Source organism: Acidobacteriota bacterium, assembly GCA_021161905.1.
Taxonomy (GTDB): Bacteria; Acidobacteriota; B3-B38; order Guanabaribacteriales; family JAGGZT01; genus JAGGZT01.
Window position 1 is genome coordinate 21,073 of the sequence record JAGGZT010000020.1, and the last position, 21,286, is coordinate 42,358.

At 50.6% G+C, this 21,286-nt stretch carries 21 protein-coding genes and 5 tRNA genes; 8 read left to right on the forward strand and 18 right to left on the reverse strand.

The window, feature by feature from the left end; all coding sequences use genetic code 11:
- Nucleotides 1-39: 39 nt before the first annotated feature.
- From J7L64_03650 to gatA, 8 genes are all read left to right on the forward strand, one after another.
- Nucleotides 40-1,299 (forward strand): site-specific DNA-methyltransferase, encoded by a 1,260-nt coding sequence (locus tag J7L64_03650; protein ID MCD6451446.1) that lies wholly within the window; start codon nt 40-42, stop codon nt 1,297-1,299.
- Nucleotides 1,292-1,966 (forward strand): MjaI family restriction endonuclease, encoded by a 675-nt coding sequence (locus tag J7L64_03655; protein MCD6451447.1) that lies wholly within the window; start codon nt 1,292-1,294, stop codon nt 1,964-1,966. Before J7L64_03650 ends, J7L64_03655 begins: the two co-directional genes overlap by 8 nt.
- Before the next feature lie 97 nt (nt 1,967-2,063).
- Complete coding sequence (gene moaA / locus J7L64_03660; protein MCD6451448.1) at nt 2,064-2,918, forward strand: GTP 3',8-cyclase MoaA; 855 nt, start codon at nt 2,064-2,066, stop codon at nt 2,916-2,918.
- Entirely contained in the window at nt 2,875-3,348 is a 474-nt protein-coding gene (moaC, locus tag J7L64_03665) for a cyclic pyranopterin monophosphate synthase MoaC (GenBank protein ID MCD6451449.1), read from the forward strand. Before moaA ends, moaC begins: the two co-directional genes overlap by 44 nt.
- Nucleotides 3,341-4,561, forward strand: a complete 1,221-nt coding sequence (locus tag J7L64_03670; GenBank protein ID MCD6451450.1) for a molybdopterin molybdenumtransferase MoeA — start codon at nt 3,341-3,343, stop codon at nt 4,559-4,561. The genes moaC and J7L64_03670 overlap by 8 nt, the downstream gene beginning before the upstream one ends.
- Before the next feature lie 2 nt (nt 4,562-4,563).
- The gene (locus J7L64_03675) at nt 4,564-5,019 is read left to right on the forward strand and encodes an MOSC domain-containing protein (GenBank protein ID MCD6451451.1); all 456 of its coding nucleotides are present in this window, start codon (nt 4,564-4,566) and stop codon (nt 5,017-5,019) included.
- Entirely contained in the window at nt 5,012-5,326 is a 315-nt protein-coding gene (gatC, locus tag J7L64_03680; protein MCD6451452.1) for an Asp-tRNA(Asn)/Glu-tRNA(Gln) amidotransferase subunit GatC, read from the forward strand. Before J7L64_03675 ends, gatC begins: the two co-directional genes overlap by 8 nt.
- Nucleotides 5,326-6,786 (forward strand): Asp-tRNA(Asn)/Glu-tRNA(Gln) amidotransferase subunit GatA, encoded by a 1,461-nt coding sequence (gatA, locus tag J7L64_03685; protein ID MCD6451453.1) that lies wholly within the window; start codon nt 5,326-5,328, stop codon nt 6,784-6,786. Before gatC ends, gatA begins: the two co-directional genes overlap by 1 nt.
- Here gatA and J7L64_03690 read toward each other — a convergent pair whose 3' ends face one another.
- From J7L64_03690 to J7L64_03775, 18 genes are all read right to left on the reverse strand, one after another.
- Complete coding sequence (locus J7L64_03690; protein ID MCD6451454.1) at nt 6,787-7,131, reverse strand: histidine triad nucleotide-binding protein; 345 nt, start codon at nt 7,129-7,131, stop codon at nt 6,787-6,789. It abuts the gene before it with no gap.
- A 15-nt stretch (nt 7,132-7,146) separates the two neighbouring features.
- Nucleotides 7,147-8,406: a UDP-N-acetylglucosamine 1-carboxyvinyltransferase gene (murA, locus tag J7L64_03695; GenBank protein ID MCD6451455.1), complete on the reverse strand. Its 1,260-nt coding sequence runs from the start codon at nt 8,404-8,406 to the stop codon at nt 7,147-7,149.
- Nucleotides 8,406-9,287, reverse strand: coding sequence for a peptide chain release factor N(5)-glutamine methyltransferase (gene prmC, locus J7L64_03700; protein MCD6451456.1), 882 nt, complete (start codon nt 9,285-9,287; stop codon nt 8,406-8,408). Before prmC ends, murA begins: the two co-directional genes overlap by 1 nt.
- Before the next feature lie 11 nt (nt 9,288-9,298).
- Complete coding sequence (prfA, locus tag J7L64_03705) at nt 9,299-10,384, reverse strand: peptide chain release factor 1 (protein MCD6451457.1); 1,086 nt, start codon at nt 10,382-10,384, stop codon at nt 9,299-9,301.
- A 12-nt stretch (nt 10,385-10,396) separates the two neighbouring features.
- The gene (locus J7L64_03710; GenBank protein MCD6451458.1) at nt 10,397-11,308 is read right to left on the reverse strand and encodes a DUF1385 domain-containing protein; all 912 of its coding nucleotides are present in this window, start codon (nt 11,306-11,308) and stop codon (nt 10,397-10,399) included.
- A 15-nt stretch (nt 11,309-11,323) separates the two neighbouring features.
- Entirely contained in the window at nt 11,324-11,551 is a 228-nt protein-coding gene (gene rpmE, locus J7L64_03715) for a 50S ribosomal protein L31 (protein ID MCD6451459.1), read from the reverse strand.
- An 86-nt stretch (nt 11,552-11,637) separates the two neighbouring features.
- Entirely contained in the window at nt 11,638-12,894 is a 1,257-nt protein-coding gene (gene rho, locus J7L64_03720; protein ID MCD6451460.1) for a transcription termination factor Rho, read from the reverse strand.
- Between the two features lie 23 nt (nt 12,895-12,917).
- Nucleotides 12,918-13,538 carry a YihA family ribosome biogenesis GTP-binding protein gene (locus tag J7L64_03725; GenBank protein MCD6451461.1) on the reverse strand — a complete coding sequence of 207 codons (621 nt, stop codon included), beginning with the start codon at nt 13,536-13,538 and terminating at the stop codon, nt 12,918-12,920.
- A gap of 122 nt (nt 13,539-13,660) precedes the next feature.
- Nucleotides 13,661-16,072 (reverse strand): endopeptidase La, encoded by a 2,412-nt coding sequence (lon, locus tag J7L64_03730; GenBank protein ID MCD6451462.1) that lies wholly within the window; start codon nt 16,070-16,072, stop codon nt 13,661-13,663.
- Nucleotides 16,073-16,159: 87 nt separating this feature from the next.
- Nucleotides 16,160-17,407: an ATP-dependent Clp protease ATP-binding subunit ClpX gene (gene clpX, locus J7L64_03735; protein MCD6451463.1), complete on the reverse strand. Its 1,248-nt coding sequence runs from the start codon at nt 17,405-17,407 to the stop codon at nt 16,160-16,162.
- 19 nt (nt 17,408-17,426) lie between these two features.
- Nucleotides 17,427-18,014, reverse strand: a complete 588-nt coding sequence (clpP, locus tag J7L64_03740) for an ATP-dependent Clp endopeptidase proteolytic subunit ClpP (GenBank protein ID MCD6451464.1) — start codon at nt 18,012-18,014, stop codon at nt 17,427-17,429.
- A 14-nt stretch (nt 18,015-18,028) separates the two neighbouring features.
- Nucleotides 18,029-19,309 (reverse strand): trigger factor, encoded by a 1,281-nt coding sequence (gene tig / locus J7L64_03745; protein MCD6451465.1) that lies wholly within the window; start codon nt 19,307-19,309, stop codon nt 18,029-18,031.
- 68 nt (nt 19,310-19,377) lie between these two features.
- A tRNA-Leu gene (locus J7L64_03750) sits at nt 19,378-19,460 on the reverse strand.
- Between the two features lie 17 nt (nt 19,461-19,477).
- A tRNA-Lys gene (locus J7L64_03755) sits at nt 19,478-19,553 on the reverse strand.
- A gap of 46 nt (nt 19,554-19,599) precedes the next feature.
- Nucleotides 19,600-19,675: transfer RNA gene (locus tag J7L64_03760), tRNA-Arg, on the reverse strand.
- Between the two features lie 48 nt (nt 19,676-19,723).
- Nucleotides 19,724-19,800, reverse strand: a tRNA-His gene (locus J7L64_03765).
- Nucleotides 19,801-19,808: 8 nt separating this feature from the next.
- Nucleotides 19,809-19,885 (reverse strand) — tRNA-Arg (locus J7L64_03770).
- Nucleotides 19,886-19,998: 113 nt separating this feature from the next.
- The coding region (locus J7L64_03775; protein MCD6451466.1) for an amidohydrolase family protein at nt 19,999-21,286 on the reverse strand (1,288 nt) is incomplete at its 5' end.

Below are 21,286 nucleotides of genomic sequence, written 5' to 3' on the forward strand. Positions count from 1 at the left end.
TATACTCACCATAAGGTTATCATTGGGGATGCCCGCGTTATGAGGGAGGTTTCCGATGAATCGATTCATTTGATAATCACCTCGCCTCCTTACTGGCAATTGAAAGATTATGGAGTAGTGGGACAAATAGGTTTTTATGATAGCTATGAAGATTATATAAACAATCTGAACTTAGTATGGAAAGAGTGCTTACGGGTGCTTCATAAAGGTTGTCGTTTGTGTATTAATATTGGAGATCAGTTTGCTAGGTCAGTATATTATGGGAGGTATAAGGTTATACCAATTAGAACTGAGATAATTAAGTTCTGTGAAAGTATAGGTTTTGACTATATGGGGGCGATAATTTGGCAGAAAGTTACTACTTGTAATACTACCGGTGGAGCTACGGTTATGGGTTCTTATCCTTATCCAAGGAATGGAATATTAAAGATAGACTATGAATTTATCCTCATTTTTAGAAAGCCTGGGAGAGCACCCAAGGTGAAGAGGGAGCTAAAAGAGCTATCTCGGCTGAGTGATAAAGAATGGAATGAATATTTTTCGGGTCATTGGAATTTTCCCGGCGAGAGACAGGAAAAACATTTAGCGATGTTTCCTATAGAGCTTCCTAAGCGGTTGATCAAGATGTTTAGTTTTGTGGGAGATACAGTTTTAGACCCTTTTTTAGGGAGTGGCACCACTGCTAGAGCGGCAAAGGATTTAGGAAGGAATTCTATTGGGTATGAAATAAATAAGGACTTTCTGCCATTGATTAAGGCTAAACTAGGGGTTAATGAGGGAGATTTATTTACAAATGCCCAAATTGAAATAGTGGAACAGGGGAATTTAGAAGTAGATTTCGAGAAAAAAGTGAGGGAACTTCCTTATATTTTTTCTGATCCGGGCAAGTTCGATAAGGTAACGGATCCCAAAAAGTTTAACTTTGGTTCTAAAGTGTCTTCTTTTCAGCAAAAAGGTGATAATTTTTATCGAGTGACAGAAGTTATTACACCAGAGTCTTTGATTTTGGATAATGGTCTTAAGATTAAACTTATTGGGGTAAAAGAAAAGAGGGAAACAGCTGAAAAGGCGGTGAATTTTTTAAAAGAAAGGCTAAAAGGACGAAAGGTTTTCTTTAAATTTGATAGCTTGTTATATCCTAATAAAGGAAGTGATTTTCTTTTATGCTATTTATATTTGAGAAATAGGACATTTATAAATGCCCATCTTATAAAGCGAGGGTTGGTAGAAGTTGATACCTCTTATGAATATAGATACAAGTCGCGCTTTTTAAAGTTAAGGAATAGTATCAATGGCTAAAGAGTGGATTCTGAATATGGCGGTTGGGAGATGGGGACTAAATAAGAAGAATAGAGTTGGTCCCGTTTCCAGTTGGATTAGGGAATGTGCACCAAAAGATCTTTCTGAATGGCAACAATTTTATTTTAAAAAATTGAAGATGTTTTTAGAAAGTAAAAAAATAAGTCTAGATCCTAAGGAATATTTGGCTTCTATAGGGAAAAGGTTATATATTAAAGTAAGTGAAGTTATTCATTCAGAGGTGGAAGAAGTAACTGAGAGTGATTGTTTGGAATATATTTATAATTTAGTTATTAATAGAACCTATGAAGGATATCTTTTAGAGAAACATACTATTTACGGTCAACTTAGCGAGATACTTCAGGCTAAAATTGAACCTGCACCAGATAAGTGGGATAGAGTGTTCAATGTGGATTTTTTTATCAAGATAGGAAAGCATTACATTGGTCTCCAGATAAAGCCTATATCTTTTGAATATGCGGTTGAATATCAGAGAAAATGGCGAGATATTTATCAAAATTCCCACAATAAATTTACCGAGAAATTCGGAGGTAGAGTTTTTGTCGTGTTATCTATTAAGGAGGGACGCCGAAAAGTTATTTTCAATAAAGAGGTTATCGAAGAAATTAAAAAAGAGATAAGCCGGCTACAAGAGGCGAATGGTTGACTTGAGATAGAGAGAATTTATCCCTACGATTTGAGAACGGGAAAATTGGATTTATTCCCGTTATTTTTACTATAATAGGAACCTCAGGAGTGGCTCTATGGAGGATAGATATGGACGAAGGGTGGATTATCTTCGGATAGCGGTTACCTCTCGTTGTAACCTAAGCTGTCCCTATTGTCATCATGAAGGCGAGGAAGGAGATGGAGGGGAGCTTTCGCCCGATTTCGTATCCCGGGTGCTTGATGATCTTGTTCCTCTTGGGGTAAGGAAAGTGAAAATAACCGGTGGGGAACCGCTACTCCACCCGGAGATCGTGGAGATAGTGCGTCGGGTGGCGGATTTTCCCGAGGTCGTTGATATCTCGATGACCACCAACGGTACCCTTCTTCAAAAGCTCGCTTATCCTCTAAAGGAAGCGGGTCTCAATCGGGTGAATATAGGTTGCGATTCTTTCACCTCAGTTCTCCCAAAGAATTTAAGGGAGATATCACCTTCGCTCAGGGCAGCAAGAGAGGCGGGGCTATCCCCAATAAAGCTTAATATGGTGGTATTAAAGGGGATAAATGAGAGTGAAGTAGAGCCGATGATAGAATATGCGAGGAAAGAGGGGGTTATCCTCCAGCTCATAGAGCTAATCGATATCGACCACAGTTTCTTTAAAGCACATTATTACAACCTGAGCCGGCTGGAGGAGGAGCTTGCAAGACGGGCAAGGAGGGTGGTGGTACGAAGGATGCAGGGAAGGAGACAGTACGATATCGAAGGGGTGTTGGTGGAGGTGGTGAGACCGCACCAACCGGAGTTCTGCAGGAACTGTACCAAGCTCCGGATAACCTCGAAGGGGATGATCAAGCCCTGCCTTATGCGGAACGATAACCTTGTTCCTTATACCGGCATCTCCTCCGTCTATGAGGCGCTATCTCGTCGGGAGCCCTATTATGCCTATGGTTGATATATCGGGGAAAGAAGTGGTTCTCCGCCGGGCAGTCGCTCGGGGGGAGATAAGCCTTAAGCGGGAGACGATCGAGAAGATAAAAAAGGGGCTGATAAAGAAGGGCGATCCCATTCAGGCAGCGGAGATCGCCGCTACCCTCGCCGTGAAGAAGACCCCGGAGCTCATCCCCTACTGCCATCCCATCCCCATAGAGAAGGTGGCGGTGGATTTCGCCATCGCTGATGATAAGATAGAAGCCCGTGCTGAGGTGGTAGCCCGGGCAAGAACCGGGGTGGAGATGGAGGCGCTCACCGCGGTAGTAATCGCTCTTCTCACCATCTGGGATATGGTGAAATATCTGGAGAAGGATGAAGGCGGGAATTATCCCACCACCTTGATAAGTGGGGTTCGGGTCCTTAAGAAGGTTAAGGAGGGGAAGAATGCCTAAGCCCGGTTTCTCTGAGCTCATTTCCCTTTCTCGGGCAAAGGAGATACTCTTCTCCCTTGCTGTTGAGCTTCCTGAGGAGCGTGTTCCCCTATCAGAAGCTTTTTTCCGGGTTCTTTCCCGTGATATCACCTCGCCCATCTCTGTTCCCCCATTTAAGAGGAGCGCTATGGACGGGTTTGCCGTGGTTGCTTCATCCACCTTTGGGGCTAAGGCGGAGAGTCCCGTGTCCCTCCGCTTTTTGGGGAAGGTTTCCGCTGGTGAGGTTTTCCCGAGGAGGGTGAGTGAGGGGGAGTGCGTGGAAATATCGACTGGAGCACCCCTTCCTGAGGGGGCGGATGCGGTGGTGATGGTAGAGCATACGGAGCGCGAAGAGGGGACGGTGCTCCTCTATCGTGCGGTAGCTCCTGGGGAGAATGTTAGCGGGGTGGGAAGCGATGTCAAAAAAGGGGAGCGGGTGCTTTCCAAGGGGAGATTGCTTAAGCCCAAGGATACCGGGGTGCTTGCCGCCATCGGGATAACCGAGGTGCCGGTTAAGAGGCGTCCTAAGGTTGCCCTCCTTATTACCGGGAATGAGCTTCTCTCTCCGGGCAAGGAGCTTTCTCCGGGGAAGATATATGATATAAACTCAAGGACCCTCACCGATTCCCTGAGGGGGATTGGTGCTTCGGTCATCGATCTTGGCATAGCCCCGGATGATAAGGGGGAGATAGAGGGAAGGCTTAAGAAAGCACTTCCTGAAGCGGATCTCCTTCTTATGACCGGCGGTTCGAGCTTAGGGGAGGAGGACCTTACCCTTGAGGTGGCGCGGAGCCTTGGCGAGGTGCTCGTTCATGGGGTGGCGGTGAAGCCGGGGAAACCGGTGGTCATCGCCCGGGTTTCGGGGAAGCCCTTCCTCGGGCTTCCGGGACATCCTACTTCGGCTCTCTCCAACTTCCACATATTGGTGGAACCGCTTATAGCTCGGATGCTTGGGATGAGTTTGAGGAAAAGAAGGGTAGAGGCGGTGCTTACAAGGAAGGTTGCCTCCACCATCGGGAGGTATGAGTTTCTCTCGGTATCCCTTGAAGAGAAGGGTGATGTTTTTTATGCCCATCCCATAATGAAGGGCTCAAGTGCCATAACCACCATCGCCTTGGGCGATGGGTTCATCGGCATCTCCGAGAACACCGAGGTTTTGGAGAAAGGAGCAAAGGTCATTGTGGAGGTGTTTTGAAGATGGCTAAGGTATTATCGATAAACATAAGCGAGAAAAAGGGCATCGCTAAAACCCCTATCCCTGAAGGGGAGTTTAAGGAAGATTATGGATTGGTAGGGGATGCCCACGCTGGAGGGGGTATAAGGCAGGTTTCCCTTTTGGCAGTGGAAAGCAGGAGGAAGATAGAAAACCACCCCAAGATTAAACTCTGCCTGAAGAATGGCGATTTCGGAGAGAACATTACCACCGAGGGGATCATCCTTCACACCCTCCCTATAGGGACGAGGCTTAAGATCGGGGAGGTGGTCCTCGAGGTGAGCAAGATAGGGAAGGAATGTCATGCCTCCTGCGCTATCAAGAAGAAGGTGGGCATCTGTGTTATGCCGAATGAAGGGATATTTGCCGTGGTTAGAAAAGGAGGAAGGATAAGGGTAGGGGATTCAATCGAGATAATAGAGGAGGTGGCTGATGAGTGATAAGAGAATAACCGAGGAGGAGGTGGCTTATGTCGCCCGGTTAGCCCATCTTAAGCTCTCCTCCGAAGAGGAGAAGAAGATCACCAAGGATTTAGGGGATATTCTCAGCTTCATCGATAAGCTGAACGAACTCGATACCGAGAAAGTAACCCCCATATTTCAGGTAGTACCGGGAGAAGGGAGATTCCGGGAGGATGAGGTGGTTCCATCTCTTCCCCGGGAAGATGGGTTGGCTAATGCACCGGAGAGGGGAAATGGGTTCTTCAAGGTGCCGAAGGTGATTCCCGAACGAAAGGAGGAGGGGTGATGGAGCTATACCGGATGACCGCCCTCGAGCTTTCCTCTCTGATAAGAAAAGGAGAGGTTTCTCCTTCCTCATTGGTGGAGGCAGTGGCGAAGAGGATCGAGGAGGTGGAGGAAAAACTCTCCTCCTATGTAACCCTTACCATCGATGAGGCGCTTTCCGAGGCGAAGAGGGTTGAAGAGAGATTGACAAAGGGGGAGGAGCTCGGTCCCCTTGCCGGGATACCGATTGCGGTGAAGGATGTTATCTGTACCAAAGGGATAAGGACCACCTGCTCCTCGCGGATGCTCGAGAACTTTGTTCCACCCTACGATGCTACCGTGGTCAGAAAGCTGAAGGAGGCGGGAGCGATCATAATCGGCAAGACCAATATGGATGAGTTTGCGATGGGCTCCTCCACTGAGAACTCCGCCTTCTTTCCCACCAAGAACCCTTGGGATACATCGCGTGTTCCCGGAGGCTCGAGTGGAGGCTCAGCAGCAGCGGTATCAGCGGGGGAGACGATACTTGCCTTAGGCTCCGATACCGGGGGCTCGATAAGACAACCAGCTGCTCTCTGCGGGATAGTTGGGGTAAAGCCCACCTATGGACGGGTTTCCCGATACGGCCTCGTCGCTTTCGCCTCCTCGCTCGATCAGATCGGACCAATGACCAGGACGGTTGCCGATTCTGCCCTTCTTCTCTCCGTTATCGCTGGCTATGATCCAGCCGATTCCACCTCGGTCGATCGACCGGTGCCCGATTATCTTTCGGCGTTGGAGGGGGATATCAAGGGGATGAAGGTGGGGATACCAAAGGAATATTTCGGTGAGGGACTTGATCCCGAGGTCGAGGATAAGGTGCGAGAGGCGATATCTCTTCTCTCTACGCTGGGGGTCGAGTTTTCCGAAGTCTCTCTGCCCTATACCGAGTATGCTATTCCCGTTTACTATCTCGTTGCCACTGCCGAGGCGAGTTCCAATCTCGCCCGTTATGATGGAGTGCGCTATGGGTTCAGAATGGAGGGGGATTTCTCCCTCAGGGAGATGTATATCGAGACCAGAGGGATGGGGTTTGGCGCCGAGGTGAAGAGGAGGATTATGCTTGGGACCTATGCCCTTTCCGCCGGTTATTACGATGCCTATTACCTCAAGGCACAGAAGGTCCGTTCACTAATCAAGGAGGATTTCGATAAAGCCTTCTCCGAGGTCGATTTGATAATCACCCCCACCTCTCCCACGCCGGCGTTTAAACTGGGCGAGCGGGTGGCTGATCCATTGAAGATGTATCTCTCCGATATCTTCACCGTTACCACCAATTTAGCGGGGATAACGGGGATATCCCTTCCCTGTGGGTTCACTAAGGAGAATCTCCCTGTGGGGCTTCAGATCTTAGCGCCCCCGTTTTCCGAGGAGCTTATGCTTAGGCTCGCCCATCGGTATGAGCAGGAGGCTGGTTATTATAAAAGAATGCCTCCCATCTGATCAGCCGGGGGGCCAATTCATCCTTCTTCCGCCCAATAGATGGAAGTGGATGTGGGGGACGGATTGTCCTGCTTCCTCGAGGCAGTTCGCTACCAGTCGGTAGCCCCTTTCCACTATCCCCTTTTCCTCGGCTACCTTCTTTGCGGTGAGAATGATGTGGCCGAGGAGGTTTTTGTCCTTCTCTTTTAGCTCGTTCAGGGTCTCGATATGGCGCTTGGGGATGATTAGAGTGTGAACCGGGGCTTTGGGGTCGATGTCTTCAATCGCTACCACGAGATCATCCTCGTAGACCTTGGTTGAGGGGATCTCCCCCTTTATGATGCGGCAGAAGATGCAATCGTTCATCGTTTCCTCCTTGGTTCAGCCTATCTTCTCTATTTCTGCTCCCAATTGGCGGAGCTTTCCCACCAAATCCTCATAGCCCCGCTCAAGATGATAGATGTTTTCCACGATTGTCTCCCCTTCCGCCACCAAGCCGGCGATCACCAAAGAGGCGCTTGCCCTGAGATCGGTGGCGGTGACCAGAGCACCGCTCAGCGGGGTCTTGCCTGTTACTATGGCGCTTCTTCCCTCTATTCTGATATTCGCCCCCATCCGCATAAGCTCGCTTATATGCATAAACCTGTTCTCGAAGATGGTCTCGGTGATGATGCTCGTTCCCTCTGCCTGGGTCATCAGGCTGGTCCATTGTGCTTGCATATCGGTGGGAAAGCCGGGATAGGGGGCGGTTCTTACATCCACCGGCTTGAGTTCCTCAAGACCGGTTAGTTCTACCTCTGTCCCTTTTATCTTCAAGGAGGCTCCTGCTTCGATGAGTTTATCGAGAAGGGAGGTGAGGTGTTTTGGTGCAACTTTCTTCAGTTTGACCCCCCCTCCAGTGATAGCGGAGGCGATTAAGTAGGTTCCCGCTTCTATCCGGTCAGGGATTATTGAGTGTGAGGCTCCGTCGAGCTCCTCCACCCCCTCGATGATGATGGTAGGGGTCCCTGCCCCCTCTATCTTCGCCCCCATCTTGGTAAGGAGATGAGCGAGGTCCACTACCTCCGGCTCTTGGGCACAGTTCTGGAGTATCGTTTTCCCCTTGGCGAGGGTTGCCGCCATCATTATATGTTCTGTGCCGGTTACCGTTACCGTGTTGAAGTAATACTCCGCTCCCCGAAGCCTTTTTGCCCGTGCCTCGACATAGCCGTGGCGAACCGTGATCTCAGCACCGAGGCGGGAGAGGCCAGTTAGATGGAGGTCTATCGGTCTTGCCCCAATGGCGCAACCGCCGGGCATCGCCACTATTGCTCTTCCTGTTCGGGCAAGGAGGGGTCCCAAAACGAGGACCGAAGCCCGCATCCTTTTGACCAGTTCGTAGGGAGCCTGGTGGCTTTCTATCTTCTCCGCCCTTATCTTAACCCCCTTTTCCTCTTTTATTTCGACGCCCAGATGGGAGATGAGCTCAAGCATAGTGGTAACATCAGCCACCCGAGGGAGGTTCAGGAGGGATACCTCATTTGCAGTAAGGAGGGTAGCAGCAAGGGCGGGAAGGGCAGCGTTCTTTGCCCCCGATATCACCACCTCACCGGAAAGTGGTTTTCCTCCAGCGATCCTTATCCTTCCTCCGGTCTCGTTCATCATTTGCCCTCATACCGGGCGGAGATAACCCGGGGGATACCGTTTAGATCCTCCCTCACATTAACCAATCGGAAAGGAGCAGAGGAGATGATATCCCTCACTCCCTCTTCCTGATTATAGCCTATCTCCACGACGAGGTACCCGCCCCTTTTAAGGAAGCGTCCACCCTGAGAAAAGAGACGGCGGTAGAAGATAAGACCATCCCCTGCGAGATAAGCCTCCCTCGGTTCCCAATCCCTCACCTCCTGGGGCAGGGTGGCTACCTCCTCCGAGGGGATGTAAGGGGGATTTGAGACGATGAGATCGAGTAAGGAGAATAAACCCCGCTCCTCAAGGGGGGAAAGGAGATCCCCTTTAAGGAACTCCAATCGATGGCTAAGGCCATATTTTTCCGTATTCCTTTTCGCCACCGCGAGCGCCTTCTCCGAGATATCTATAGCAATGATCTTTGCTTCAGGGAGCTCAGAGGCAAGGGCAAGGGCGATATTTCCCGATCCGGTGCCGATATCGGCGATGAGGCGGAAATTATCTTTCTCCCTTAAGGAGAGAACCTCTTCTATTATATGTTCCGTCTCCGGTCTCGGGATGAACACCCCTTCCTTCACCTCGAGCTCGAGCGTCCAGAACCCCTGAGTTCCTAAAAGATAAGCTAAGGGACATCCTTCCGCTCGCTTTTTCAAGAAGGAGAAATAAAGCGTAGCCACCTCTTTAGAGACCGTTTTTCTTCCCTCCTGGTAGATCTTGGCTTCATCTAACCCAAGGATGTAGGAGAGGAGGGAAAGAGAGGCGAAATGTGGTGCCGCTATCTTTTTCCCCTTGAGAAACCTTCTTCCCTCGGCAAGAAGGGAGAAGATGGTGTTTTCGGAGAACGAAGGGCTCATCGGAGGATGGTTCAACCTATCTCTTTTTCCATCTCTTTTTTCAACCGTTCTGTTTGGAAATGGGCGATCAGCCGGTCGATGATCTCGTCGAGGTCTCCATCCAGTATCTCCTCCAGACGGTAGAGGGTAAGCCCGATACGGTGGTCAGTAACCCTTCCCTGAGGGAAGTTGTAGGTCCGCACCTTTTCGCTTCTGTCGCCGGTTCCTATCATCTCCTTCCGCGTTTTGTCTATCTCCTCCTTCTGCTTCTTCTGCTCGAGCTCGTAAAGCCGGGCGCGAAGAACCCGGAGCGCCTTGGCAAGGTTCTTATGCTGCGATTTCTCATCCTGACAGGTGGCGACGATACCGGTGGGGATGTGGGTTACCCTGACCGCGGAGTAGGTGGTGTTCACCGATTGACCACCAGGACCAGAGGAGCAGAAGCGGTCAATGCGGATGTCCTTCTCGTTGAGCTCCACATCGATCTCCTCTGCCTCGGGGAGCACCGCCACGGTGACCGCCGAGGTGTGGATCCTCCCTCCGGATTCGGTGACCGGCACCCGTTGAACCCGGTGAACCCCGCTTTCATGCTTCAGGAAGGAGTATGCCCCCTTACCCTCGATGATGGCGACTACCTCCTTGATTCCCCCCATACTCGTCTCGTGGATATCGGTTATCGCTACCCTCCACCCCTTTCGTTCGGCATAGCGGGAGTACATCCGAAAGATCTCCTGGGCGAACAGGGCTGCTTCCTCCCCTCCAGTGCCCGCTCTTATCTCGAGGATGACATTCCGCTCATCGTTCGGGTCCTTGGGGATGAGCATCAAGGTAAGCTCCTTCTTCAGCCCCTCCTCCTTTTCGGTGAGCTCCGTAAGTTCCTCCTCGGCGAGTTCCTTTAATTCGGGGTCGGCATCAGCGGATTCCAATATCCCCTTTGCTTCCTCGATTCCCTTTATCACCTCTTTGTATTCCCGATACTTATTGACGATAGGGGCGAGCTCAGCATAGGTCTTGGAGTATTTGAGATATCGTTCCTTATCCCCGATAACCTCGGGATCGGCGAGGAGACGAGAGAGCTCCTCGAACCTTTCCTCCATTTCCGAAAGTTTCTCAAACATCATCTTCTTCCCTTAAGCCGCTTTTTCGGACCATTCCTTTTCCATTGCCAGTACCTCGGATAGAGCGGAGAGTGCTACCTCGAGCTGAGGATCGTCCGGCTCCCTGGTGGTCAGCCGTTGAAGATAAAGCGAGGGGAGGGTGAATAGCTTCGCCAGGGGATTTCCCTCGTGCTTCGCCCCAAACATTAAGAGTTCATAGGAGATACCCGCGATGAGAGGGAGGAGGATGAACCGCAGGAGAAGCTTTTCAATGAATGGAGCATCCTTTGGGATCAGGGTAAAAACGAAGATGCTCACCACCATCACTGTGAGGAGGAAACCGGTGCCACAGCGGGGATGAAGGGGCGATTTATCCCGGGCGTTCTCCACGGTAAGGGGTAGTCCCTTCTCGTGGGTGAATACCGCCTTATGCTCTGCGCCGTGATAGGCGAAGATCCTCTTTATATCTTTAAGCTGGGAGATAAAGAGGAGATAGAGAAGAAAGAATAACACCCGGAAAAAACCGTCTATCAGGTTAAACCCGATATTGGTCTCACCGAAGGGAATAACCCCCTTTAACAACTGGGTGAGATATAATGGCAGAAAGAAAAAGAGCAAAAAACCAAGCAACAAAGCAAGGACAAAGCTTATTCCTATGGCGAGACCAAAGCTCTCTTTTCCCTTCTTCTCCTCCTCGGGTAGAGAAAGCTCAGCGGAGTAGGATAGCGCTTTCACTCCCAGGATAAGGGTTTCGATAAGGGCAACCACCCCCCGGAGAAGAGGAAGCTTAAACAGGATAAATTTCTCCCTCAACTTGATAAACCAATCTTTTACTGTTTTTATCTTCCCATCGGGAGCCCTAACGGATACGGCGAAAGAGTGAGGTCCCCGCATCATCACCCCTTCGATCACCGCCTGGCCCCCGACAAGGGCTCGTTCATCCATATTGGTGACAGATGGTTATTTCTTTTCTTTCTCTTTTTCCTGGTTGTATTTCTCGTACTTTCTGAGGAACCGCTCAACCCTTCCCGCGGAGTCGACCAGCTTTTGCTTTCCGGTGAAGAAGGGGTGGCACTTGGAGCATATCTCGAGCTTGAGCTCCTTCTTGGTCGATCTCGTTTTGAAGGTGTTGCCACAGGCGCAGACCACGGTTACCTCGTAGTAGCGAGGATGAATGTCCTTTTTCATCTCTTACCCTCTCCTTTCCTTCGCACAGTTGCAACGAAAAAGAAATTATAGGGGAATTTTTTTAAAAAAGCAAGCTTAAGGAGGATTCATCCCTTGTTCATCGAGCGGAGGAACTCGATGTTGCTATCCGTCTTTGAGAGCTTGTCGACGAGAAGCTCCATCGCCTCGACCGGAGAGAGCTGACTCAGTATCTTCCTTAAGATCCACACCCGGTTCAGCTCCTCTTCAGTAAGGAGGAGTTCCTCCTTTCTCGTTCCCGATTTGTTGATGTTTATCGCTGGGAAGACCCTCTTTTCCACCAGCTTGCGATCGAGATAGATCTCCATATTGCCCGTTCCCTTGAACTCCTCGAAGATAACATCGTCCATTCTGCTTCCCGTCTCCACCAAGGCGGTGGCGATGATGGTAAGGCTCCCTCCGTTCTCGATGTTCCTCGCCGCTCCGAAGAACCTCTTGGGACGCTGGAGAGCGTTGGCATCGATACCACCGGAGAGCACCTTTCCGCTCGGTGGGATGACAGCGTTGTAAGCACGGGCAAGCCGGGTGATGGAATCGAGGAGGATTACTACATCCTTGTCGTACTCCACCAACCTCTTCGCCTTCTCCAGCACCATCTCCGCCACCTGAATGTGTCTGTTCGGAGGCTCATCGAAGGTGGAGCTGATCACCTCTCCTTTCACCGAGCGTTCCATATCGGTAACCTCCTCCGGTCTTTCGTCGATCAGGAGCACGATCAAGTAGATCTCCGGGTGATTTTTGGTTATCGAGTTGGCGATGCACTGGAGGAGCATCGTCTTTCCGGTACGGGGGGCAGCTACAATGAGACCACGCTGTCCCTTCCCGATCGGGGTGAGAAGGTCCATTACCCGGGCGGAGATGTTGTCCTTGTCCGTCTCCAACTTGATTCGCTCGGTGGGATAGAACGGGGTAAGGTTGTCGAAGAAGACCTTGTCCTTGGCGAGCTCGGGGTTTTCGAAGTTTACCGCTTCCACCTTGATCAGGGCGAAGTACTTCTCTCCTTCCTTGGGAGGCCTCACCTGTCCCGAGATGGTATCGCCGGTTCTAAGATCGAACTTTCTGATCTGCGATGGTGAGACATAGATATCATCCGGACTGGGAAGGTAGTTATACTCCGGTGCTCGAAGGAAGCCGAACCCCTCGGGAAGCACCTCAAGCACCCCTTCTGAGAAGATGAGTCCGTTCTTCTCTGCCTGAGCCTCAAGTATCTTGAATATGAGCTCCTGCTTCCGCATTCCCGTGGCACCAGGGATGTTGAAATCTTTGGCTATCTGGATGAGGTTGTTGATGCTTTTTTCTTTTAGTTCCTGGAGATTTAGGTTCATAGCCCTCCTCTAACTTTGGTTGATTATAGGTTTCTCAGATAACGGGGCGTACTCTGGTAGTAGCCCCGGACAAAGCGATCGATCCTTGCTATTAACTCCCTCTTCCCCTCCCCCGTCTTGGCGGAGAAGGGGATTATCTCCTCCTTCTTTTGGTTCAATATTTGAGCAGCGGTTGAGAGCGCTTTCTCCCTTTTCCCCCGGGGAACCTTATCTATCTTGGTAAGGGCGATCACATAGGGGATATGGTAATAGGAAAGCCAATCCCTCATCATTATATCACTTTCAAACGGAGGATGACGGGAATCGATTATGAGTACCGCAAACAGCCACCTTCTGCTTATTTTGAGATAGCCTTCGATCAGCTTCTCCCAACCCTTTCTCAGGCTTTCCCTAACCTCCGCATACCCATAGCCCGGAAGGTCAACAAGGTAAAAGGAATCCCCTACCCGGAAGAAGTTTATCGCCTTCGTCCTCCCTGGCTTCTTGCTTATCTGAGCGAGCTCCTTTCTTCCCGTTATCGTATTGATAAGGCTTGACTTTCCCACATTGGACCTCCCGATAAACGCCACCATAGGAAGAGGATCGGTCGGCAGTTCCTCAAGGGAAAAGACGCTTTTCACAAATTGCACTCGCTCTCTTAGCACCTTATCCCCCTTTTAAAGCGATGGGGAACTCTTTCCTTACTTAGGGGTGAAATTAATTTTCTTATGCTTAAGCTTTCACAAAAACCTCGTTTGGGGAAATATCTATCAAATTAATCCTTTGTTTATTGGGCAATAGGCTGGTCAGAAACCCGCTCGCCCGAGGAGAGAGGCGGTTTATACTTTCTTCCCACCTCAGCCGGGCTGGGGAGCGGTTTGGCTAAAGCGAGGCGGAGGACCTCATCCATCTCCTCCACCAGATGGACCCTAAGCTCCCTTTTCACCTCCTCAGGTATTTCGGAGAAATCCTTCTCATTTTCCTTGGGGAAGATCACCTTTAATATCCCGGAACGATGGGCAGCTAAAAGCTTCTCCTTTACCCCACCGACGGGAAGGACCTTACCCCTTAAGGTTATCTCACCGCTCATCGCAATGGTTGAGCGGACTGGTATCCGGGTAAGGGCGGAGATCATCGCCGTGGCTATGGTTATTCCTGCAGAGGGACCGTCCTTGGGGATGGCTCCCTCGGGTATGTGGATGTGAAGGTCATATTTTTCGTGGAATTGAGGGTCTATACCGAACTCCTCTGCTCGGGAGCGAATATAGCTTAAAGCAGCCCGGGCGGATTCCTGCATCACCTCCCCCAATTGACCAGTAAGGTTGAGCTTTCCTTTCCCCCTCATCACCACGCATTCGATGGGTAGGATCTCTCCACCCATCTCGGTCCAAGCGAGCCCCTGTGCCAGACCAACCTCGTCCTTCTTCTCCGCAATGTTCTTGCGATACTTCGGTTTTCCTAAATACTCTTCCACCATTTCCGGTGAGTTGATAACAAATGGTCCCTTTTCCCCTGCTACCACCTTCTTCGCTATCTTGCGGCAGATCGAGGCGATGTGGCGTTCGAGGTTCCGCACACCAGCCTCCCTGGTGTACCGTTCGATGATATAGGTTATCGCCTCGTCCGAGAGTTCTACCTTCCTCCGGGAGAGGCCATGGGCTTTTATTTGCTTGGGGAAGAGGAAGTTCTTGGCTATCGCTATCTTCTCATTCAGGGTGTAGCCTGAAAGATGGATTATCTCCATCCGGTCCTGGAGGGGACGCGGTATCGCCTCCTGGGTGTTGGCAGTGGCGATGAACATCACCTCTGAAAGATCGAACTCCACATCGAGATAGTGATCGACGAAGGAGTTGTTCTGCTCCGGATCGAGTACCTCCATAAGTGCTGCTGAGGGGTCGCCCCGGAAGTCCATACTCATCTTGTCCACCTCGTCCAGGAGGAAGACCGGGTTCTTCGTCTTCGCCTTGCGCATCATCTGGATTATCTGACCGGGAAAAGCACCGATATAGGTTCGCCTATGCCCTCTTATCTCCGCTTCATCCCGTACGCCACCCAGGGATAGACGGACAAACTTCCTTCCCGTAGCCCTGGCGATGGAACGAGCCAGGGAACTCTTCCCCACTCCTGGAGCACCGACGAAACAGAGGATGGAACCCTTCGGCTTCTTCACCAGCTGGCGAACCGCAAGGTACTCGATTATCCGCTCCTTCACCTTTTCCAAGCCGTAGTGGTCCTCGTTTAAGATCCGCTCCGCTCGGGAAAGGTCCCGGTTTTCCCTGCTCTTCGCCTTCCAGGGCACCGCGAGCAACCATTCGAGGTAGTTCCTGCTCACCGTCGCCTCGGCGGACATCGGAGGCATCGCTTCGAGCCTCTTAAGCTCGAGTAGCGCTTTTTCTTTCGCCTCGGCGGACATCGGGGTCTTCTCTATCCGCTCCCGAAGAAGGGATATCTCATCCCCTTTCTCCTCCGTTCTCCCCAGTTCTCGTTGGATCGCCTTGAGCTTCTCCGTGAGATAATACTCCTTCTGCGCCTTTTCCATCTGTTTCTTCACCTGCTCGTGGATCTTCTTGTCTATTAGTAGCTTATCCACCTCTTCCTTTAAAGCAGAGTAGACCTTTGAGAGTCGGCGGTAGGGCTCTATCGTCTCTAATAGATCCTGCTTCGCCTCGGTGCTTATCGGTAGTTGGGCAGCCACCATATCGGCTAACCGCTCTGGATCATCTGCCCGGATGGAGGAGATAAGGGTCTCTGCATTTATGTTCTGCGAGAGCCTGATGAACTGCTCGAAGAGGAGGGCGGTTTTCCGCATCAGCTTCTCCAACTCCGGGGTCATCGAAAGGGGATAATATAAGGTTTCAAGTTCTACAAATAGGAAATCAGATGTGTCTTTGTAAGAAAGGATGCGCGCCCTCTCCACCCCTTCCACCAGAACCTTGTAATTGCCGTTAGCCATCTGCACGCTTTGGACGATGCGAGAGATGGTCCCTACCTCGAATATATCCGATGGGGTGGGCTCGTCTATCCGGGCATCCCTCTGAGCGGATAGGAATATCTTCTTGCCGTTTTTAAGGGCGTATTCAAGCGCAGAAATGGATTTCCTCCGCCCCACCACGAAAGGAACCAGGGTATTGGGAAAGACCACTGCGTCCCTCAGGGGAAGGAGGGGATATTCCTTTTTTTCTTCCTCTAATTCTTTCATCTTCTCTTCCACTGCTGCTCTATCTTACCAAGCAGGACAAAGCCGTCTGTAAGCCTCGTCACTTTTCAAGGGAGAATAAAATTAAGATCAACCAGCTTTTCCCTCGATCAGGGTAATGGGGCTCTCGTCGCTCTCCACCGATTTTCTGGTGATGATACACTCCTTTATACCGGAGGATGAGGGGAGTTGATACATAAGATCGAGCATAAAATCCTCGAGGATCGCCCTCAATCCCCTCGCTCCCATCTTCTTCGCTATCGCCTTCTCCGCTATCGCCTCCAAGGCGTCGTCGGTGAAGTGGAGATCGACATTCTCAAATTCGAACAGCTTCTGATACTGTTTGATAAGGGCGTTCTTAGGTTTGGTCATCACCTCGATGAGCGCCTTCTTATCGAGTTCATCTAAGGTGGCGATTACCGGTATCCTACCCACGAATTCCGGTATGAGCCCGTACTTTATCAGGTCTATCGGCTGTACCTGCTCTAATATCTTTCCGATGTTGTCTTCACCTTTCTTTTTCAGCTTGGCGGAAAAACCAAGCGATTTTTCCCCGATCCTCTGCTCGATTATCTTCTCCAACCCGACAAAGGCACCACCGCAGATGAAGAGGATGTTGGTGGTATCTATCTGGATGAACTCTTGATAGGGATGTTTCCTTCCTCCCTGGGGAGGAACATTGGCTACTACCCCTTCCAGTATCTTGAGGAGCGCCTGCTGAACACCTTCACCGGAGACATCCCGAGTGATCGAGGGGTTCTCGCTCTTGCGCGATATCTTGTCGATTTCGTCGATGTAGATGATCCCTTTCTGAGCCTTCTCTATGTCGTAGCCCGATGCCTGGAACAATCGGAGAAGGATGTTCTCCACATCCTCCCCTACATATCCTGCCTCGGTTAAGGTGGTGGCATCGGCGATGGCGAAAGGAACCCTGAGAAGCCGGGCGAGGGTCTTGGCGAGCAGGGTTTTGCCCGAACCAGTAGGACCGATGAGGAGGATGTTGCTCTTTTCCAGCTCCACATCACCCCCTCCTCGCCTCCGCCACATCTCGATCCTCTTATAGTGGTTGTAGACCGCTACCGCCAACCTCTTCTTTGCCTTTTCCTGGCCAACGACATATTGATCGAGGAAGGCTTTTATCTCGGCAGGTTTGGGAAGATGGGGTTTTTTCTCTTTTTGCTCTCCTATCCTCTCCTCAGCCAGTATCTCCATACATATCTCCACGCACTCATCACAGATATAGGCGTTGGGACCAGCGATTAGCTTTTTTACCTCGGCTTGGCTTTTGTTGCAGAAGGAACAACGGAGGAGAGGAGGCTTCTTTTCCCCTTTTGACATCAATCTTCTCCTTCGAGGGCTAATCCCTCCTCTTTTCTATAATCTCATCTATTATACCATATTCTTTAGCCTGAGCTGCGGTCATAATGAAGTCTCGATCGGTATCCCGTTCTATCTTGGAAAGCGATTGTCCAGTGTGCTCCACCAATATCTCGTTCAGCCTCTTCTTCAGTCTTACTATCTCCCTTGCCTGGATGTCGATATCGCTCGCCTGTCCTTGAGCCCCACCCATCGGTTGATGGATCACCACCCGCGAGTTGGGGAGGGCGAACCGCTTTCCCTTCGCCCCTGCAGCGAGAAGGAGGGCAGCTATACTCGCCGCTTGGCCAATGCAGATGGTAGAAACATCTGGTTTGACGAACTTCATCGTGTCATAAATGGCAAGGCCAGCGGTCACCACCCCGCCAGGGGAATTTATATAGAGAGAGATATCCTTATCCGGGTTTTCCGCTTCCAAGAAGAGCATCTGGGCGATGACCAGGTTGGCTAAGTTGTCGTCGATCGGGGCACCGATGAAAATTATGTTGTCTTTGAGGAGGCGGGAGTAAATATCATAGGCTCGCTCACCACGGCTTGTTTGTTCAATTACCATTGGGATGAGCTGCATTTATTTTCTCCTCCTTAATCAATAATAGCCTTTTTTTTGAGAAAGTCAATCGCCTTCTTCATAAGGAGGTTCCGTTTCAACTCATCAAGGCTCCCTTCTTTCTTGATCCTTGCCTCAACCGCTTTTGCCCCCTTACCGCTCTGCTCCGCTATCCTCTCTATCTCCTCCTTCACTTCATCATCGGAGACGGTTAATCCCTCTTTTTTTATGATAAAGTCGAGGATCAATCCCTTTTTCACCGCTAATGTGGCGTTCTCTTTCTCCTGTTCCCGGAATCTATTCCAGTCTACCCCCCGGGGGTCAACCCCTTGCGCTGCTAAACTCCTCGCTACCTCTTCCACTCGGCTGTCGAGCTCCTGCCTCACCAGATACTCTGGCACGGGGAAGGGATTTTTGTCGATGATCTTTTTGAATATCTCGTCAAGGGCTTTTCTCTCCGCCTCCTGCTCTTTCTCAGCCCGGATGGTCTCCTCCACCTTTTTCTTTAGTTCCGCTAAATTTTCAAAGCCAAGATCCTTGGCGAACTCGTCATCGAGTTCAGGGAGTTTCTTCTCCTTTATCTCCTTTATCTCCACCCGAACCGACGCCTCTTTCCCCTTAAGCTCATGGATGCGGTAGTCTTCCGGATAACGGAAGGTGAACTCCTTGACCTCGCCCGGGCGAAGCCCTATTATCGCTTTGCTGAAAGCTTCCGGCATCCCTGCGGAACCCACCTCGAAGGTAGCATCCCGCTGGAAGATGGGTTTTGCCTTCTCTCCCACGATCTCCCGGCGGTAATCGAGTTTTATCAGATCGCCCATTTTTACACCCCGATCCTCAACGGGGATGAGTTCTCCCTGCTCCTTTCTTATTTGTTCCAATCGTTCTTCGACCTCTTTCTTTGTGATCTTGATCTTTCCCCGTTTCACCTTGACCTTGTCGTACCCTTTTACCGTGATCTCCGGGACTACCTCGAAGGTAGCCTTGAACTTTAAGGGTTCTCCCTCTCTTATCAGCACCTCCTCGATGTAAGGGGGATGAAGGGGATTAAGCTCGTGTTTTTCGATCGCCAACCGGTAGTATTCGGGAACGAGTTTATCGATGATCCGCTGTTCTATGGTGGCTTTGTAGCGCTGTTTTATCACCGAGATGGGGGCTTTCCCTGGACGGAAACCCGGGATCTTCGCCCCTCTTCTTATCTCAGAGGAGATTGTTTCTATCTCCTCTGCCACCACCCCTGCTGGCACCTCCACCAGAAGGTCCCGTTTATAATCGTCTATCTCGGTTAGGGTCGATTTGAAGTCCTTTTTCGCCATAATTTGAATTACTCCATAAAAAAATAAAGTTTAAGTTTCTATTTTATTTTATAAAGCCAAAAGATTAATGGTGCGAAAGGGGGGATTCGAACCCCCACGGTTGCCCACTGGATCCTAAGTCCAGCGCGTCTACCAATTCCGCCACTTTCGCCCAATTATAAAAACCAATGGTAGGCCGTGAAGGACTCGAACCTTCAACCTTCTGATTAAGAGTCAGCTGCTCTACCAGTTGAGCTAACGGCCCACCACTTTTTATTTATATCCCAAAATGGGATATTTGTCAAGATTCATGGTGCGCCTGGTAGGATTCGAACCTACGGCCTACGGATCCGGAGTCCGTCGCTCTATCCCCTGAGCTACAGGCGCACTCTCTTACCCTGCTCTCGATTATCTCGTTGTCAAAAGAAAGATAAATGGGGTGAGCGAAGGGATTCGAACCCTCGACCCCTGGATCCACAGTCCAGTGCTCTTACCAACTGAGCTACGCTCACCACCTAAATGGCACGCCTGGAGGGACTTGAACCCCCAACCTACGGATTAGAAGTCCGTTGCTCTATCCAGTTGAGCTACAGGCGCACTTCCACCTTACTAATTTTATTCCCCTTGCTCATCTATGTCAAGCTGATATTATGCTGGAGGATTGTACCACGAAGCCCTCAATTAGAGACTATTTATCCAAAAATAAGGAACTACTTCTTTCCCGGACCGTACAGGACCATCCCCGGTCTTGCCCCGGTGTGTTTTCCCTTCTCCGCAACCACCGTCCCGTTTACGATCACATAGTCTATCCCCTCGGGGTAGTGATGGGGGTCACGATACCGGGCGGTGTCCTTTATCCTCGTATAATCGAAGATAACGATATCGGCATACATCCCGGGTTTTATCAATCCTCTATCGGTTAGTCGCAGCATTTCCGCGGGAAGGGAGGTCATCTTCCTTATCGCCTCCTCAAGCCTCATTATCCCTCGCTTTTTTACATAATAGCTGATAACCCGAGGGAAGGTCCCGTAATAGCGGGGATGGGGAAAACCTTCGCCCAACTTGGCTAAGGCTCCGTCCGAGGCGATCATATTATAGGGATAAACCATAAGCTTCTCGGTATCCTCCTCGCACATCTGGAAGAAAACCGCTTGGGCATCGCCGTTTTTCATTATCTCTATTACCAGGTCGGCGGCGTTATCCACGGTGGGCTTCTTCCCGAGCATCGTCAAGATCTCGGTTAGGTTCTTTCCCTCGAACCGAGGATCCTTCTCATAGCGCGATATGATGATGGCGCTTACCGTATCCACTCCTTTGCTTGTGGTGAAGCGTCTCTTGATTAACTCCTTCTTCATCTCGGCGTATAGCTTAGGGTCTTTCGTCCGCTCAATGAACTTCTCGAGCCCCCCTTCCCGCGCCCAACCGGGAAAGCTTGAGGAGAAGCCAGAGGAGGTGGCAAGATAAGGATACATATCACAGGAGACCTCTATCCCTTCCGCCCTCGCTTTGTCGAAGATCCGAAGGAGCTCTTTCGTCTTTCCCCATACTGTATCCCGAGCCAGCTTGATGTGGGAGACCTCAACCCGACAACCGGCTTTTCGCCCGATCTCTATCGCTTCCTCCACCGCCTCGAATATCTTATCGCCGTGGGAGCGGATATGGCTGGCATAAAAACCGCCATAACGAGCAGCTACCTTGGCGAGCTCTATTAGTTCCCCGGTTTTGGCATAGACCCCGGGCATATAGGCAAGTCCGGTGGAGATGCCCATCGCCCCTTCCTCCATCGCCTGAGCCACCAGTTTCTTCATCTTGGCCATTTCTTCCTCGGTGGGAGCGGCATCTTTCAACCCCATCACCTTCTTCCTTATGGTGTTGTGTCCTACGAGGCAGGCGAAATTGAGCGAGATGCCGTTCTTCTCGAGCTTGGCGAAATATTCACCGAGAGGAAAAGGAGAACCGCCACAATTTCCCCCTAAAGCGGTGGTTACCCCCTGAAGC